Origin of the sequence: Serratia sp. AKBS12, from assembly GCF_024793895.1 — a bacterium.
Taxonomy (GTDB): Bacteria; Pseudomonadota; Gammaproteobacteria; order Enterobacterales; family Enterobacteriaceae; genus Serratia_F.
In genome coordinates this window covers 2019862-2038694 of record NZ_JANUSB010000015.1, presented here as the reverse complement: position 1 = coordinate 2038694, position 18833 = coordinate 2019862, and the positions used below count along the sequence as shown (strand labels likewise).

The following is an 18833-nucleotide window of genomic DNA, read 5'->3' as shown; positions in this document are numbered from 1 at the left end:
GTAGGTCGTAGCGAGCCATAGTTTAATATGTTGTGGAAACAGACAGTTACTATAGCTCAGGCAATTAAGGGACACAGTCTAGCGAGCACGGCAGGGGCGCTACGTTCCTTCTAGAGAGAGCTACCATTCCGAGCAGTTATTCAGTAGTTCTGGTAAATCTCATATATACTGATTTTAGTCATCATGAAATGATGTTTATTGATGCTGATATATCTACTATATTATATCCATAACTTATATTAGTTGAGTGAATCATGAAAAAAATAATCTTTATTTTTTACTCTATGTGTTGCGTGTTGAATTTGGCAGTGGCGGGTGTTTTCAAAGGGGATGAAAATATTGACTCATTATATCAAAAAACGATCACCAGAAAGAACATTAATATTGATCTCCTTTCCTTGTCAAAAGGTAAGAATCAGTTCACTTGGCAAATTCATCAGCCTGATTCTGAAAACCTCACTGTTGTGTTAAATGATGTTGTTTTACCTACAGGATCATGGCTTGAGATTATCAATGAAAACCATCAAGATATTTATAATGATAAATTCCTCTATGATGGTAGTAGACCACAAATCGTCCATACAGCAGAGGGAGGTGGCACTCTATTTATACGCTTAATAAAAAATGCATCACACAGTGATGGACATGTTGTTATCAGTGAGTACAACTATGTACCAAAAAATAAATCCAGAGCTATTATTGGTAGTAACCAAATGAAATTTGCATCATGTTATGAGAAAATAAACCCTACGATTTTTAGAAAAAGCCATGCAGTGGTGAAAACTAATGGCTCATCCGGGTGGAATGTGGTTGGAGGTGGTTATGTCCTGACAAATAAGCATGTTGCAGGTGAAGTTGGAAACAAAATACATAATCTTTATTATAACTATCAGTCGCCCACATGTGAAAAAGAAACGCTGGCTAGCAATACACTGAATATAAAAACGAGAAAAGTCATTCTTGCTGGAGGGAGTAGTTCTGAAGATTATGCTGTTTATAAAGTTGACGAGCTAGCTTATGAAGAGGCAGGAATCAAACAAATATTTGGTACTTTAGCGATAAATTCTGAAATTTCAATGCAAGATTTAAATAAAGGTGTTTCTGTCTACATTCCCCAGCATCCATGGGGAGCATACAAGCGGATTTCATCATTGCGGGATGATGGCGGTGCCTGCAGAACCCTTCCTGGGGGAGAGGATAATGTTGTACGATATGATTGTGATACAGATGGTGGTGCTTCTGGCTCAGCTGTATTAAGTGAAGCAGATAATCGTGTTGTAGCTCTCCATTTTGCCGGGGGTACAAATTATAATGTTGGTGTTCTAGGTCAGCATGTTTATACGAAAATAAAATCGTTACTACCTGACTCAAATAACAGTCAACTGGCTGTATCTGGTGAAGGTAAACTGATGGTCAGTGAGAAAAACATCTACCCTTATATGCCTACACAACGAACCGACCTAAACTATCAACATCCTATTGTCATTACCTCACTGTACGATAACCGTCTCTCTCATTATTCTGATTATTCAATATTCAAAGCAAAAAAAAGAGTGGCAGGTGGAGAAGTTGTTGAAATAAATGTCCGATTCACACTTGAAACACCTTGTGGTGAGACAAATCTGGCAGGTGATCATTGTGATAAGAAAGGGGAACGTTATTTGCACATGGCATTGGATAAAAACGATGATATAATACCAGGTTCAGGATGGATAACATTGAGGGTGAATAATGAGCATGAACAAAGATTAAGTAATCTGGTTATTCCTTTTAATTATTTCGGCTATGACCCTTTCTCTTCTCCATTCTCTGACAATGAACAGGTGGAAAATTATACTTTGACGTCAGATAGCGTATTGTCTACCAATCCGATTCAGCATCATTCTAATTTTGGTTTTATCGCGGTACATCCGGGGCAGGGACCGCAATCTTTGACGACATCTGATACAGGTCATAGTACATTAATTGCACAGGTTCACGATGATAATCATAAGGTGCATCTGGTGAAATTACGCGGATATCGCAAAACAAGCTGTACGCCTCCTTTACGTCCGATATCATCAACGGTAGGTTGTGGTAGCGGTGCCAGACCAGCTTCGCTGGAATTGAGTTTCGAGAAAGAAGATAACAAACAATTACCACCAGGAAATTATTCCGGCTTACTGCCATTATTAGCAAAACGTGACACTTTTGAGAAAAATATTCTTGTTCACCTCTCGCTGAAAAAAGTAGGTTCAGAAGAACCTCTGGTTGCTGATGCGGGAAAAGACATAACTGTTGAAGCTTCCACAGATACATCGCGCGCGTATGAGTTGGATGGCAGTGCCAGCCAGAATGCCCTTTCGTATGAATGGACTATCGCGGAAGGTGCGGATAAATTTTGGTTGCAGGAGAAACATGCCGGCTCGTGGGTCAAGAAAGTGGGAAATGTCAGGGCCCGAGCGCTTATTCCCGCTAATACCATAGGTAAAGCGACATATTTGCTGACTGTTACAGGTAAAGATGGCAAAAAAGCTGAAAGTAGAAAAAGTGTTATTGTCAAGGCTATGAAAGAGAAGCCTTCGCCATCAATAGCTGAATGGGAAGCGACGAAGGCATATGCTCAGCCGTGTACCAAAGTTCGTTTTAATCAGAAGGTGTGGCTTAATGGGTGGTGGTCAAAAGGTGAAAAACCTTCTGATAGCGGAACCTGGGGTGTATGGAGAGAGCAGGGTGCTTCACATATGCATGCAGTTTGTAAGTGATTGAATTTGAGCAGCCCGAGGATTGGTGGTGCCTCCAATTAGTTGAATTAGCGCTTGCCCTGTAAACCCTCGCCCAAATCTGAACTGCACCCCAAAAGTTGGACACCAACTGAGTAAGGTGCATTTTATGGGCAAACCCAATTACACACTGGAATTTCGCATTGCTGTCGTGAGGTATTACCTCTCCGGCCAGGGCGGAATGACCAGGACCGCTGCCGTGACTATCACCGCGTGTTTCAGCTCACTTATACTTATTTTGTTGACGGAGCAGCGCATGAATCCATTCAAAAGCCGACATTTTCAGCGTGACATCATTCTGTGGGCGGTACGCTGGTACTGGCGTAATCCTTCCGATTTTTGCCCGTGGCACATTGATGAAATCTACGTAAAGGTCAATGGGCGCTGGGCTTATCTTTACCGGGCCGTTGACAACAGGGGCCGCACTGTCGATTTTTACCTCTCCCCGCGCCGTAACAGCAAAGCTGCATATAGGTTCCTGGATAAAAACTTCAATAACGTGAAGAAGTGGCAGATCCCACGATATATCAACACGGATAAAGCGCCAACCTATGGCCGGGCCCTCGCTCTGCTTAAACGTGAAGGCCGGTGTCCGCCTGACGTTGAACACAGACAAATTAAATACCGGAATAACATCATTGAATGCGCCCATGGAAAGCTGAAAAGGATAATCAGCGCCACGCTGGGATTTAAATCCATGAAGACGGCTTACGCCACAATCAAAGGTATTGAGGTGATGCGTGCACTGCGTAAAGGACAGGCCTCAGCATTCTATTATGGTGCCTCCTTGGGCGAGAGGCGTCTGGTAAGCAGATTTTTTGAAATATAAGGTCTTTCAATAAGATAAAAGGCTACCTCATCGCTAATTTTGCAACAGTACCAATTTAACCAATTAGAGGTGCCATCGTATTTTTTACCGAGTCCGTCACAACCAAGGCCAAGAATTAAAAGATAAACTGTATTACCCCGGCAATCCTTGTTCCCATTTTCAAAGCGATTAGTTTCCAGGATTACCGGGGGCATCATTCAGCCTACCAAAACCAATAAGTTTCAACGTTCAATCGGGTATGTCAGTTACAGACGGCGCTGCTATTGTACTCGTATTGGATCGCTATATAGTATATTTCCCTCTCTACTCCCTTCTAAAGAGCCTCTTGCTCTAACATAGACTTTGATTTCCATATTTTGATATTTGTTTGAGATTAGGAAGGATTTTCCTGTTCCGTTCCCATCGGTAATTTCAGTAAAGCCCCCCTTGTACTCATCCCAGTAAAACCATTGATATATAGAATTATCATTGCCAGCACCGTTTGCCAGGAAATCATAATCCACAGTTAAGGTGTTACCTACCTTAGGTGCACCTAAAACGCGAATATTTTCAATGGCAGGGGTTGCGGTAGTCATGGGACCTATCTTGTTACTGATTGCAATGTCTCCCTCTCCGCCTAAAGTACCCTTTGGTGTAATCCTGACATGGAGACGATATCCCTCGTGTCCCGTGTTAGTTTTTAGCGTTTTCCCTGTTGCACCTGTGATATTATACAAGTTACCATTATGTTCCCCATACCACTGATATGTCGAATTGTCCGTACCTGCACCATTAGAATGAAAATCATAACTTGTTAAAGTTAATGTATTACCATAAACCACTTCACCAGAAATAATGACGTTACTAACGGAAGGTGTCCCGTGAATGGGGATCGTTGGTTCGGATTCTGCCCTAATCAACGGATTATTAGCGTCAATAAGTTCTACTGAAATTTGATGTCCAATCAGGGATAAGTCTGTAAGCTCTAATTTTACTGTAAAAAGCGACACATTTTGCTGGGTGCAATAAACGATACCATCACGTTTCCAGACAGCCGTGACATCCTTAAAGGCAACATTGGTATTAACACTAAGTGAATCACCAATCTGAGGAATAATTCCATTTATTATCATCCCTTTTCTGTGCACTTGGATAACAAGCTTACCGGGCATGACCATTGCCGTTTTGTCAGACTCTGCGCTAATTGTGGTATTTATTGCACTGGAAACTACCACTGAGACTCTTTTTCCAACGGCATTACTCGGAAGCCAGTACTTTGCCGTTGGCGTGCTGACATTATTCGAATTAAGAATGATGCCATCAGCTTTCCAGGTAACATTGACTCCTTTCGCCACATCCAGACCGGTATCTGCCAGATTGACAGTGAGTACCTCCAAATATTCCGGTATCCCACTGATAATTGGTTTTCTTATTTTTACTGTGACCAGATATGAAAAACTTCCCTCGTAGTAATCGTCAGTTTCTTTGATAAAACAATTAATTATGCCTTCTCCGGGGTTTTTAGCGTACAGAATACCTTGCGGAGTGACTTCCAGAGTACCATTGTCATCAACCCCGTATCTTACTTCTCCACCGGAATTACTGTGTATCTGAATCAGCTGATTTTCACCTACATACATATTCTGTTTGAGCGTTATATCCAGGCATACTGATTTTTTATACACAATTACAGGGACAGTGGCAGGTTGTGGCGCAAAATGGTTTTCCGTTTCTGCCTGCCTTACGGTAATGGAGGCATCTCCTGAATGATGAAAGCTAATATATCCATGGTTGTCGACCTGGATGACATGCTCATTACTTGCTATATATTCAAGGTGCCCACCATTCCCTCCAGTTATTTTCAGTTGAATGTTAGGATCACCTAGTGTTGCTCTGATTACCTGAGGTTCAACATGCAATGGCAGAGAAACAAGTTTTGAAATCGATAATGTATAATTACCAAGAGCTGTCAGATTATTTTTATCTGTCGCTACAATACTAAAAGAATACATTCCAGTTTCGTTTATAATACCTGATAATTCTCCTGTTTCTGTCAGTATTAAACCTGACGGAATAATCCCTCCTGCCATTGAAAAACGGTATGGCGGCACTCCTCCCGCTACGCTGAAGATAACAGGCCCATACATTTCACCCGCCATACCATCAGGTAGTGAGGAAGGGGAAAGCGTTAACTTAGGGGTGTTGACCTGGAGAGTATAATGGCGGGAAGTGTGAAAGGAATATTTATCTGTCGCTGTTACAGTAAAACCATAATTTCCTGACCGATGGGGAATACCGGACAACTCCCCTTGTGACGTAAGTTCGAGGTGTAAAGGCAGTTCCCCCTCTGTAATAGCAAAATTAAACGGTGGAGTTCCGTTGGTTACGACAAAACGGGTTGGTCCATAGTTTTTACCCACTTCCGCAGGGGAGAGGTTTTCTGGATAAATAACCATACTGGATGGTATAACTTGTAGATTATACTCACCGATTACTGAATAACCTCTGTTATCTTTCACCAGAATACTGAAAGGAAACTCCCCCTTCTGGGTCAGCAGACCAGATAAATTACCTTCAGATGTCAGTTCCAGTTGACTTGGTAATACTCCCTGCACGACTTCAAATGTATAAGGTGGTTCCCCTCCTGATACGCTGAACCAGACGGGGCCATAAAATTTTCCAGCCTCTCCTTTTGATAAAAGCTCAGGGGAAATAGTTATTTTGTTGTTTGTGGCCAGATGCCAATTATTTTCATTGATGGGCTTACGTGTTTCTTTACACATTGTTTTTAATATGTTATCACTCAACTGCTTATCGAGGATTTTAACCAGTTTATTTTGTTCCAGGACACACAGCCGGATTTGAGGGGGGCTATTTACTTTGTTAAAGTGGGAGGGTTTCATTTCTTTATCATTGCAATTATCGTCCATCTGAGTCCTCACATTGAAACTTATAGCGTAATTAGAGGCTTAATTGTCCTTCAGAAGAAAGGCAGTAAGCATGAGGTATAAATTTGCAGTGAAACTATCTATTCATATATATCTTAAATAACAACTAATTAGCGTCCATCACACTCTTTAATGGATGTTTTGTAGTCTGCAACTTAATATAGATTAAAAAGTGAGATTTGCGTACTGATACCAGGAAAATAAGTTACGGCGCGGGGAGAGGTAAAAATCGACAGTGCGGCCCCTGTTGTCAACGGCCCGGTAAAGATAAGCCCAGCGCCCATTGACCTTTACGTAGATTTCATCAATGTGCCACGGGCAAAAATCGGAAGGATTACGCCAGTACCAGCGTACCGCCCACAGAATGATGTCACGCTGAAAATGTCGGCCTTTGAATGGATTCATGCGCTGCTCCGTCAGCAAAAGGGGATGATAAGTTCATCACATCGGGATTTTTGCAACCATGCCGTCATCGTTGCTCAGGCGATGAATCATGGCAATCATGTCATGGCGCGAACCAGCGTTATTACTTTCCATGTGCTGGAAACTACGTACGAGCAGTACCTTCGTTTAGCATCACTGCTCGCAGCCAATGACTGCATCACCGATGCCATAGAGGCTCTGCCGATTTCCCCGCACTATTCGTTTGATCCGGAAACGCTTTATAGTGCCATTGACGGACAGACGTTTGGCGTCGAACGACCGACAGTAAAGGCCCGACATTCGAGTAAATACTTCGGTCGCGGTAAAGGCATGGTCGCCTACACGCTGCTGTGTAACCACATCCCGATAAACGGTTACCTGATTGGCACAAACGACTATGAAGCCCACCATGTCTTTGATATCTGGTACCGCAATACCTCAGAGGTGAAACTTACGGCCATCACCGGCGACATGCACAGCATCAACAAAGCCAACTTTGCGATCCTGCACTGGTTTGGCCTGCGCTTTGAACCTCATTTTACGGACCTGAACCGGCAGTTACAGGAGCTGTACTGTATCAGAGATCCGTCGGCCTATAAAAAAGGCCTGATCCAGCCCGCCGGACAGATTGACCGGGACCTTATCATCCGCGAGAAAATCAATCTCGATCGTATCGTCGCCACGCTGGGGCTGAAAGAAATGACGCAGGGGACGCTGGTCCGCAAACTGTGCACGTACACCATGACCAATCCGACGCGGCAGGCACTATTTGAATATGACCGGCTGGTACGCAGCATCTACACGCTGAAGTATCTGCGCGATCCGCAGCTGGAACGCAATATCCGGCGTTCACAGAACCGGATTGAATCTTATCACCAGCTGCGTGCCGCAGTGGCCAAGGTCGGCGGAAAGAAGGAGTTAACCGGGAAAAATGACATTGAAACAGATATCAGTAACCAGTGCGGACGGCTGATTTCCAACGCGATCGTGTATTACAACTCGGCGATCCTGTCACGATTGCTGGAACGACTGGAAGCGGAAGGCAATGCCAGGGGCATTGAGTCTCTGGCCCGGATATCACCGGTGGCCTGGCAGCACATTTTGCTGAACGGGCATTATACCTTCCAGAGCAGCAATGAAATTATTGACCTGGATACGCTGGTTGTGGAATAACGGAAAAATCTGGGGTTCCGGCGTAGAACCCCAATCTGACTCACAGTTTCCGGTTCGGGCCAGCGGTGGCCAGCGTGGCAAACATGCTGCTGGCCCGCCAGGGAGAAACGCTGCCCGTCGTGGGCGATGGCGGGGAAGACGCTGTGGTTACACGATTGCCAGAGGAAAACCGGGGAGAGCACGTCACGGTATTAAGCCGAACCATTGCCGGCGTGATTGGGGCGGCGCTGGATGCCAGCCTGGCAGGGCAGAAGGTGTTCTGGGTCGGCGGTATCGCTGGCTACAAGACCGAAGAGCTCGAGAATCTGTACTGGTTCTCTGCAGACATGCCTGAACGGATGTGTTCGCCGGCGTTGTCGCGGGAGTACCCCGATTTTAAGGAGTTCGAGTCGGTGGCCAAGGCCACGAAAGATCTGGAAATGAACCAGGGTTTACGCCTGCTTGAACAGTATTTCCCGTTGCCGCAGAAACTGCAGGTGATGCGTGAACATGCCGTCACGGACGAAGCTCAGGCCCAGGTCACGGTACGACGGTGCACCGCAGCAAGGGACTGGAGTGGCCGGTGGTCGTCCTGAACGAGAACTTTGCCGATATCACTGACCCGCTGTTGCCTGAGGATGAGCGCACTGACGAAACCAATCTGCTGTATGTGGCGGTAACTCGCGCGAGAAAAGTGCTGGTCATTAACGGGTTGCTGCAGGTACTCCTTGACGAAGCCGCCGCTAATGACGGGGAAGGGGATATACCGGCATGTTGAAGGCTATCAAGGAACTGCTGGTCGGCACCCGTGAGGTATCGACCAGAGCAAAATCATCAGCACCTTCATCGCCGACAGGACCGGCCGGTTATTTTATGCCGCAGTTCGCCGCGCAGCCGCTGCATCACCTGGTGACACTGATGCAGGTGCTGCCAGCAACCCGGCAAGGCGAATATGCCAATGAAGGCGGGCTGGTTGATATTACGCTGCAGACGACGACCTACGCCGTTCGTCTGGCCAAAGGCCATATGCTGCCGCCGGGTGCGGCGCCGGAGGAGCAGTCAGCGCAAAATATTCTCTGGAACGCGGTGGTGTTTTACGCGGCGCTCTGGCGTTATCTGCCCCAACTCGCGCAGATAGAGGGTGAACTGCAGAGTGGCCACCCGTGGTTACCCGGTGTGACCGTTCCCGCCGAACCTTACCGTTTTCGGTTCAAACCGGTGTCACCGGATCCGACCATCACGACAAGCCAAAGGGCGTTGATTGCCTATCGTCTGTTGCCAGCGGAAGCTGTCAACTGGCGTCTACCCTGCCAACCGCGGCGCATGCGGTGATGCTGATAGCTTCAGGCCAACCTAGCTCGTTGCCGGTGATTGATGAAATAGTCAAGGAAGCTGTCAAGCTGGCGCGCGGTGATGCCATTGCAAAACTAGCGGCCGTTGCCATTCCTTCTTCTTCCATGCCCGCGCCGGCAGAGACGTCGCCAGACCTTGTTGGTGAACCTGTTGCACAGGGTGCGCTGGAGAGCAGTGTACCTGGTATTGATTTGCAAAGTGCTGTGTCGGGAGATCCGGCTGCTATTAACGACCTGGAAGACGGTGCTGACACTGCAGCTGCAGTCAGCTCTGAAGGAGCCATGGTTGTTCCACCGGGTGATGTACTTCTGAGCTCTGCGCTGGATGCACCCGTTAATGATTTACCGCTGGCCGAAATGATTGTTGCACCAGAGCCTGCTGTTGAGGTTGAGGAAGATATGCAGACACTGCTTTCGCTGATGAATGTCAGCGTATTGGGACCAGCTGCTTCAGATCCCTTTGATAAAGGTGACGCCCCTCAGAGTGAGGTACATCCATCGGAAGGGAGCCAGCAGTCAGCAACTGATATTAGCACTGATATTGATAGAGCTGATGATCCCGTGCCTTTTCTAACAGAATCTATTGCCGAACCTCTTCCACTTGAAAAGCCAGTTGCACAACCCCTTGTTCAACCTGATTTAAGCCATCAGGGATCCGAACAGATGGCGATAAGTCAGCGGCAGCATGAGATGGAAAATGCAGACGATGAGTTTTGGAAGTGGTTGGCCACGGGGCTTCAAGAACAGCGGATCAGCGTCAATCATCCGGAGTCCAGGGCGCATATGGTCAGCGGTTTTGTTTTCCCTTGTGTTCCAGAAATTTTTCACTTGTATATCAACGAGTGTGGTAAGGAGCGTTCCGAACGGAACGCTATTCAGAAGGCGTTTGAGAAAATGGGGAGGCACAGGGTACGTAAATGGCAGCGATTTTTTATTGGTCATTTGTACCAGGGGCCTGCCGGATGCGGTTCGTACCGTTGGTAACAGCAGCTGCAACGGTGTAGTTCTGATCAAGGACCAGTTGAGCGGATTCGCGTTTAAACTCTGCGCTGAAATTTCTTTTTTCATTGGGACACCTGTATTGTTCTGCGATGAGCATGTAAGCATACCTGTAATCCGCGTCATTCACTTTTAGAGATCTTCCGACATACTGATTATGTCACTTGTGGAGATCGCTATGCGTAAAATCCGATTCACCGAGCACCACATCATCGCCGTTCTGAAGTCTGTCGAAGCCGAGCGCACCGTCAAAGATGTGTGCCGCGAGGCCGCTAAGGTGGTGTAGTAAATGCAAGCATTCCATTTAAATTTGGTAACTAAGGATATCCCATGGATCGCGTATTTAGAGATCTTCCGACATACTGATTATGTCACTTGTGGAGATCGCTATGCGTAAAATCCGATTCACCGAGCACCAGATCATCGCCGTTCTGAAGTCTGTCGAAGCCGGGCGCACCGTCAAAGATGTGTGCCGCGAGGCCGCTAAGGTGGTGTAGTAAATGCAAGCATCCCATTTAAATTTGGTAACTAAGGATATCCCATGGATCGCGTAACTTCTTTGCTGCAAAAAATCAATCTGTTCAACGGAACCCAGAATATTCGTAACAATGTCACCTTAGCCGATCTGTTACCACTGTCTCTCGGAGAGATAAAGGCAATCTCTAATGGCGCCTTGACGAGGGATGAAGCTAATTACCTTTATGAGGCCGTCCAGGAGGCGTTAAAAGAGAACAAGAAAGATGAAATTGCGGTGTTGTCGCGCGCCAATCCACAGTTGAAAAGTATGGTTTCTCTGGGCGTTCAACCGTCTTCAGAAGAACGTGGTTACGAGGAACTCTTGGGGGGACGTGCATTTTCTTTCGCAAAACCCGGTTCAGTGGCTTCTATGTTTTCGCCGGCGGGTTACCTTACCGAGTTATACCGGGAGGCAAAAAATCTCCATTCAGCGACAGGTATCGATAAAGAGTACCATCTTGATCATCGCCGTCCAGATCTGAAATCACTGGTCCTCAACCAGAAAAACCTGACCGGTGAAATCTCTACTCTCTCGCTTGCCAATGACATTGTGCTAAAAAATATGATGGCGGCAACATCGAAAAATAACGATGAGGCGATGCAACTGCTGTCAACGTATTGCAAGATGGGTGAAAATCCTTTCCATTTACCGCATGAGACCCTCCGCCTGGCAATACTGTCTCAGGATGAAAATTTATCGCTACTGACGAAGGACCCCGATGTTGGCAATATTTTTAATCCAGCCGCACTTTTGGCCTTTGAATACGGTATTTCTCCCAAGTTGTACAACATTCTCACGGAAGAAATTACTGAAAGTAATGCCAGTAACCTGGTTGAAACGAATTTTGGCAATATAGATGTCACCGACTTCGTGCATCCGGTTAAACTTGCGCATTATTATGGTCTTTCTTATGACGAGCTTCGCTCACTGATTGGTCTGTATGATGGATTTGAATTTAATTATAAAAATGACACCCTTATCTATCCAAAAAACGATGGGTTGTCGTTTGTTGAGATAAATAGAATTTATGGTAAAAATACCAGTTATTCCTTCCTTGAGTATGTGAATCTTTTCCCTCAGGGCGATAAGTTCGTTCTTGAGGTTCTTTTCAATGACATGCCGACTGATATATATCAACTGACAGTAGGCACTGGAGGTGACGGCAGCACCGATCTAGCCTACATATCTTCCGCTGAAGAATTACAAAATAAATATTATAAAATTCCCTTGAATTTGACGGAAGAAAAGCTGATTTCAAAAGTAACTATTACATTAGGCCGTACATGGGCCAACGGGAAAGCTGTTTTTAGTGATGTTACTTTTAAAGCGAAAAATATAAACCAGGACCTTTTATTACTTAAACTGAATAAAGCCATTCGTCTCTACAAAGTCATCGGTATGACGCCGGAAGAGATCCTAGATATCGCCGATGCAACACATTTTGCAGACATGGAGATCAACAACTCGACGTTAGAACAGATTTTTTATGCCAAACACTATAAGGAGCGATACCAAATTGACAGCGATAAAGCGCGGGTTTTGGCAAACAGAGACATCAGTCTGATTGCAGAAGAGCATCAGCCTTCGCCTTTTAATCGTCTTTTTAACACCCCACTGTTGAACGGAAAGGCATTTTCTGCCGACGGGACGTCCCTAAATTTAAATCCCGATGCGACCCTTATTACTCAAGCTCAAGCTCATCAGCTGGCTGTCATTAAGCGCGCCTTTGGCGTCAATGGGATAGAATTGCTTGCGTTGTGGAAAATGGCGAATGCGTCCGAATCTGCGACTACCATGAATTGTTCATTGAAAAACCTTTCCGCGCTTTACCGTCTGCGTTTACTGGCCGAAGTGCATCACTTAAGCGTGGAAGAGCTAGTCTTTCTGACGCGTGTTTCGCCCTGGAAGACGTCAAAGGTTGTGAACCAGGAAGACGAGACCATCGCAGAACGAATAAAGTTTTTTTACCGTATCTCACAATGGTTGACGGAGCGGCGCTGGACGGTAGCGATGATATTTTTAATGACCACGGACCAATACAGCAACACGATGACGCCGGAAATACAAGAATTAAAACAGATCTTGCGTGAGGGACTATTAACAACAGACTATCTAGAAAAATACGAAGGGATTAACGCGGAAAAAAGAGCAGAACTGACTTCAGAAGAAGAATGGAATACGGTCACATCTATTATTGCTGCTGCTGTGCAATTGGATTCAGATGAAAAAGCGCGTTTAATTTTACAATGGGCTAATGGAATTCAGCCAGATGGTATGAATACAGAGGCCTTTTTGTCGCTGGTCCGGAAAACAGAGAATACAGCAGACGAAGAGAAAAAGATTGCACAATTCTTTCAGTGTCTCGCACAACTGTCATTGATCATTAACACGCTGATGCTCACGGAAGGCGAACTCTCGTTGATGCTCAATAAACCCAGTGCTCTTGACTCCCGTGCCACGACGTTACAGCACGACATCATGACATTGTACAAGATAGCGCATTTTCACGATAAGCTTCATCAGGCGAACACACATATGTCAGAGGTCTTAACCTGCCTCAGAGAGGGCACACTGTCTGCCGAACAACTGGCGCGGGCGATGGATCTAGATCCGAAAGCGGTCGCTCAGGCACTGAAACTGGTAAAGGGGAAAAAACACCTACGAGAAACCGAGATAAAGTGTGGTATAGAAGCCGCCCATGTGCTTGAAGCCTTACGCAATGGCCAAATATCACCGCAACAGCTGGCCTGCGCACTTGATCTTGATCTTGATATCATTAGCCCTTCCCTTAAAAAAATAACATCCGATGTCGCGTCTGTCTTCAGTGGCTGGGAAGAGGTAGAGGAAGTATTACAGTGGATGGAAGTTGCTACTATGCTGCACATCACTCCTGCTGGCGTTTTTGCACTGAGTGAATTGCATGTGAATGATGATGTGGTAACCTACTCGACTTGGGTGAATCTGGCAGAAATGATGGAGGCCGGGCTTGATAACCGCCAAGTTGAAGCGCTACAGGCTGTCCTGGACGAACGGATCAGCCGCGCGGTCTGTGGCTGGTACATCAAAAACGGGGCGCCTGCTTTTGTCAACGATCGGGATACGCTCTACAGCTACCTTCTGATTGACAACCAAGTTTCATCACAGGTGAAAACGACCCCTATTGCTGAAGCCATTGCGTCTATTCAACTTTATATTAACCGAGCGTTAAATAACCTTGAGTCGGGTGTGGATAACAAGGTAAAAAGCCGACAATTTTTTGCTGATTGGGATCGTTATAACAAACGCTACAGCAATTGGGCGGGTGTGTCACAGCTGGTGTATTACCCTGAAAATTACATTGATCCTACGATTCGTGTTGGGCAAACCCAAATGATGGACAACCTGCTGGGCCAAATCAGTCAGGGTGAACTCACGCAACATACGGTTGAAAACGCCGTAAAAAATTATATGACGCAATTTGAACAAGTGGCGAGCCTTGAGGTGATCAGTGGATACCATGATAACGTTGATCCCTATACGGGCCTCACCTACCTGATTGGTCGCGATACAGAAAACCGTCGTTATTACTGGCGGAAGCTGGACTATAGCAAATTCAATAAACTTAGCGGCACATTCCCTGCCAATGCGTGGAGTGAATGGAAATCCATTGATATGGGGGTCAATCCGATCAACGACTGGATCCGTCCGGTTATTTGGCAAGGAAAACTCTGGGCTATTTGGGTAGAAAGGAAAGAGCTCACAGAGCCTGATGATGCTTCTGTCAAAATAAAGCTGGGTGAAACAGTTAGTGAGATCTCTGTGAGAGAGATGAGTTTGAAAAAACGGTTTGTGTATGAACTCAAACTGTCGCATATTCAACTGGACGGAACATGGAGTCAACCCTACACGATTGTGTTGGAAAACAAACTTAAGCAGTTTAATGACACAAGCACGACTGTAGAGGAAGAAGCAACGGGCTTTTATTGCGCTGGCATTCTATCAGAAGAGCGGCTCGTTGTTGTCTTTCATACAGTACAAAAAGTGATCAAAAAAATAATCACTGTTTATTCTGATCTCCGTACAAAAGAAGGCGAGATTTCTGAAGGTCATCTTAAAGACAGATTAGATTCAGAATGTGTAAAAAAAATCAGTCCGTCAATCGTTTTGGACTATAAAGCTGATAAAAAAGATGTAGGGTTGGACTCTATTTGGGGGGAACGGTCGTACTCGCTACTTACTGGTGGCAAAGTGACTGACGTGAAAGTGACGGAAGGTACAGATAATTTATCAGTTTCTTTTTCTGCTAGAATTAGGGTGGTTTGGAATGGTACTTCTGGTGAGCTATCTCAGTACCAGATGGATGCGATAAAGTTGATTTCAAATGGAAAGATGGGCGGAAAATATATTGTCCATGATAGGATAAAAACATCGTTTCCCAATAAAGTTTCAGTATATGCTGTTATAGAATATATTGGTGTTCAACAAAACGTCCTTTATATTTATTCTCCTCGTTTTAAATTTGCAAGGACTCAACATGATATCCTTATTAAGGATGAGTCCAATGGAACACACTACAAGTTCACAGGGGAAAGACTTACTCATGCTCCTAATTTATTAAAAGTAAATAATATTCCCGGCCATGTGAGCATGCGAAACTTAACTATAACTCTCTCGGTTGATTTAAGCGGGATAAAATATTCATTAACTGTAATTGATGCACATAAAATTGATACCGAATTATCAGAACAAGATGTCAAGGTATCAATAGAATTGCCCGGGGAAACATCTGATTGGCTACTATTTTCTGCCGATAAAAATGCGGAAAAACCACTGCCTATAGCAATGTTCAGCGAAACCATCTATACGTTTTCGAATTTGTCATTTACTATCCCTAAAGCAGCAAGCACCCGGATTAACGTGACGCTTGTTGCAAGAGCTGGGGGGGGGGTCTTTCTAGGCAAACAAACCGGTTTTTTCCAGGTACTGGCCCAGGCGGACGTAACCGAAATGGCCATCATCAAAGAAACCGCGGAGGGCGCCCAATATTTACAAACAGGTCCATGCCGTGTCCGTCTGAATACCCTTTTTGCTCGACAATTGACTGTACGGGCGAATCAGGGGATCAACGCGGTTTTAAGTATGGAAACACAGCAACTTCCTGAACCTAATATGGGGCAGGGGAATTATATCAGTGTCACTATTCCCTCGTACGATTCGAGTATACACAGAGATAGACGTATTAGCCTGTATTTCAGGGCTGGGGATGAACTTAAAGATCGTTTGATAGGTTGTTGGCAAGGCATGTTGGGCACACACATTCAACATGTTAACCTTTTCATACCTTTGTCTTCTACTAAGAATGGCGATCCAATAGATTTTCCTAATTCATCTCAAATAGGAAAAGAAAAGAAAGGCGTAAACTTGGTTTTATCTTACCAAAATAGCCCAGATGTTGTGCTTCTGGCCTATATAAGTGTGTATGATAAAATAAACGGTAGTAAAAAGACAAATCCAGTGAATTTATGGGTCTCATCAATAGCAGTTCAGGCGTCCGGTATTGATAAGGGCTTTAATGTTGCGCTTGATTTGCTTCATCAGGCCCCCATGGATTTTACTGGCGCCAACGCTTTGTATTTTTGGGAAATGTTTTTCTATGTCCCAATGATGATCTTCCATAGGTTGTTCCGGGAAAATCGTTTTGAGGATGCGCAACAGTGGATCAAATATATTTGGGATCCGGCGGGTTATTTCAGTCATGGGGAACCTACCCACTACCAGTGGAACTGTCGTCCTCTGGAAGAAGACACGAGCTGGAACAGTTCGCCGCTGGATTCTATTGATCCAGATGCAGTGTCGCAAAGTGACCCCATGCATTATAAAGTGTACGTGTTTATGTGTCAGCTGGATCTGTTGATTGAGCGCGGAGACACGGCTTACCGTGAGCTACAGCGTGATAGTTTGAATGAAGCGAAAATGTGGTATACCCAAACCTCCAGCTTGCTTGGCTATGAGCCTTTTCTGTCGGAAGGTCAATGGCACGAGCCCGCATTAACGGATGCGGCAGAAAGCACCGGGAAACGCCAGGCGGCTTTGCTGGCGCTTCGTCAAGGGCGAGCTGAAGGCAACCTGTTTACGGCTAATTCGCTAACCGCGTTGTTCTTGCCTGAAATGAATGAAAAGCTGATGCAATACTGGCTGACACTGAAGCAACGCTTATATAACCTACGCCATAATCTTTCTATTGATGGCCAACCGTTGCTATTACCTATTTTTGCACCACCGGCTGATCCTAAAGCCTTGTTGACTGCCATGGCGGTGTCTTCTCAGGGCGGCGCGACCTTGCCCCCGGTGTTTCTGCCATTGTATCGCTTCCAGCCCATGCTGGAAAATGCCAAAAACTTAGTGTCCCAGCTGATCCAGTTTGGAAGCACTTTGCTGAATCTGATTGAACGTCAAGATGCCGAAAAGTTGTCTGAACTGCTGCAAACACAAGGAAACGCATTGGTTCTGCAAAATATTGAGTTACAGCAGAAAACGATCGAGGAGGTTGATTCTGAAATCAAGGCGCTCAATAAAAGTTTGGAAGGTGCCCTGTTTCGTAAACAACATTATGATGCTCTGATTAAAAACGGTATGTCTGCTCTTGAAATTACTGAGGCGGTATTTTCAGGGTTAGCACAGACCTCCGTTGCAGCATCTATTATTCCCCGAGTTGCTGGACATTTTGCGAACTTACCCCCAAACATATATGGTTTCGCTGTGGGTGGTATGAAGTTCGGATCCCCCTTTAATGCGGCAGCGGCACTGCTGGAAACCGGTTCACATGGAGCAAATTTGGTATCTCTTGCTACTGGCACCGCCGCTCGTAATGAACGCCGAAGGGAAGAATGGGAACTCCAGGCAGGTAGCCTAGCCATCGAGTGCGAACAGATTAAACAACAGATACAGAGTGCCGAACTTCGGGCAGTGGCCGCGGAGATGCAAAAAGGACTTCTGGAACTCCAGCAAAAACATCACCAGCAGCAACTGACGTTCTTGCAGAATAAGTTCAGCAACAAAGCGCTATACAGCTGGTTGCGTGGGCGTTTAGCCACCATCTACCGCCAGTTCTACGATCTCACACTTTCCCGTTGTCTGATGGCACAAGCGACCTTTGAGTACCATTTTAATCTTCAGGACGGAAACTTCATTAAGCCTGGGGCATGGAAAAGCAGTCAAGCCGGACTGATGAGCGGTGAAACCTTGATGCTTTCTCTGGCACAAATGGAAGAAGTTTATCTGAAAAAAGACAAACGGGTGTTGGAAATCACTCGCACTGTGTCATTGGCTGAGCGTTACAAAGCGCTGGATGAGAAATCGTTCACGTTAGATGAAGAAGTGGCCAAACAGCTTGATGCAGGGAAAGGTGAAGTGGGTACACTAGAAGACTCCCTGAAAGTTAAGGATAACTCCCTGATTGCCAGCATCAACCTTAAAGGGTTGAACATTCAGGACGATTACCCTGACGAGAGCCTGGGAAAGATAAAACGGATCAAACAAATCAGCGTCACGCTACCGTTATTGATGGGACCGTATGAGGACGTCCAGGCTGTACTCCGTTATGGCGGCAGCGCTAAGGTACCACAGGGTTGTAATGCCATCGCAGTTTCTCATGGCATGAATGACAGCGGTCAGTTCCAGCTTGATTTTAATGATGCGAGGTATCTGCCTTTCGAAGGTATCCCTGTGGATGATATGGGCTTGCTGTCCTTGAGCTTTCCGAATGCTACCGGCAAACAGAAAGTGATATTACAAAGCTTAACAGACATCATTTTCCACATCCGATATACCATTCTTTAATAATTCATAGCAGACATCAGATCAGGGGAAACGTCACCGTTTCCCCTGCGGGAG

The 18833-nt window shown here is 45.6% G+C and carries 7 protein-coding genes and 5 pseudogenes; 10 read left to right on the top strand and 2 right to left on the bottom strand.

The genetic code is table 11. The annotated features are described in order from the left end of the window. The first annotated feature begins 254 nt into the window (after positions 1-254). The 3 genes and pseudogenes from NYE85_RS19375 (at position 255) to NYE85_RS19370 (ending at position 3591) form a co-directional block, all read left to right on the top strand. Positions 255-2744: a trypsin-like peptidase domain-containing protein gene (locus NYE85_RS19375; protein ID WP_259006295.1), complete on the top strand. Its 2490-nt coding sequence runs from the start codon at positions 255-257 to the stop codon at positions 2742-2744. A 153-nt stretch (positions 2745-2897) separates the two neighbouring features. Further along, positions 2898-2999: pseudogene (locus NYE85_RS22830) on the top strand (IS1 family transposase); the annotation flags it as partial. A gap of 19 nt (positions 3000-3018) precedes the next feature. Next, on the top strand, positions 3019-3591 hold the full coding sequence (locus tag NYE85_RS19370; protein ID WP_259006381.1) for an IS6 family transposase: 573 nt from the start codon (positions 3019-3021) through the stop codon (positions 3589-3591). 260 nt (positions 3592-3851) lie between these two features. On the opposite strand, the gene NYE85_RS19365 is transcribed toward NYE85_RS19370, so the two are convergent. Together NYE85_RS19365 and NYE85_RS19360 are read right to left on the bottom strand one after the other, a co-directional pair. Further along, positions 3852-6500 carry an Ig domain-containing protein gene (locus tag NYE85_RS19365; RefSeq protein ID WP_259006294.1) on the bottom strand — a complete coding sequence of 883 codons (2649 nt, stop codon included), beginning with the start codon at positions 6498-6500 and terminating at the stop codon, positions 3852-3854. Positions 6501-6701: 201 nt separating this feature from the next. Beyond that, positions 6702-6923 (bottom strand): annotated as a pseudogene (locus NYE85_RS19360) (DDE-type integrase/transposase/recombinase); the annotation flags it as partial. Here NYE85_RS19360 and NYE85_RS19355 point away from each other — a divergent pair. The 7 genes and pseudogenes from NYE85_RS19355 (at position 6900) to NYE85_RS19325 (ending at position 18779) form a co-directional block, all read left to right on the top strand. Then, on the top strand, positions 6900-8114 hold the full coding sequence (locus NYE85_RS19355; RefSeq protein WP_259006293.1) for a Tn3 family transposase: 1215 nt from the start codon (positions 6900-6902) through the stop codon (positions 8112-8114). The pseudogene NYE85_RS19360 and the gene NYE85_RS19355 overlap by 24 nt on opposite strands. Positions 8115-8149: 35 nt before the next feature. After that, positions 8150-8871: pseudogene (locus NYE85_RS19350) on the top strand (ATP-binding domain-containing protein); the annotation flags it as partial. Next, entirely contained in the window at positions 8865-9425 is a 561-nt protein-coding gene (locus tag NYE85_RS19345; RefSeq protein WP_259006292.1) for a TraI domain-containing protein, read from the top strand. The pseudogene NYE85_RS19350 and the gene NYE85_RS19345, both read left to right, overlap by 7 nt. After that, positions 9425-10429: a conjugal transfer nickase/helicase domain-containing protein gene (locus NYE85_RS19340; protein WP_259006380.1), complete on the top strand. Its 1005-nt coding sequence runs from the start codon at positions 9425-9427 to the stop codon at positions 10427-10429. The genes NYE85_RS19345 and NYE85_RS19340 overlap by 1 nt, the downstream gene beginning before the upstream one ends. A gap of 193 nt (positions 10430-10622) precedes the next feature. Then, positions 10623-10715: pseudogene (locus tag NYE85_RS22825) on the top strand (transposase); the annotation flags it as partial. A gap of 118 nt (positions 10716-10833) precedes the next feature. Next, positions 10834-10926: pseudogene (locus NYE85_RS19330) on the top strand (transposase); the annotation flags it as partial. Between the two features lie 59 nt (positions 10927-10985). Next, on the top strand, positions 10986-18779 hold the full coding sequence (locus NYE85_RS19325; RefSeq protein ID WP_259006291.1) for a neuraminidase-like domain-containing protein: 7794 nt from the start codon (positions 10986-10988) through the stop codon (positions 18777-18779). Positions 18780-18833: the final 54 nt, after the last annotated feature.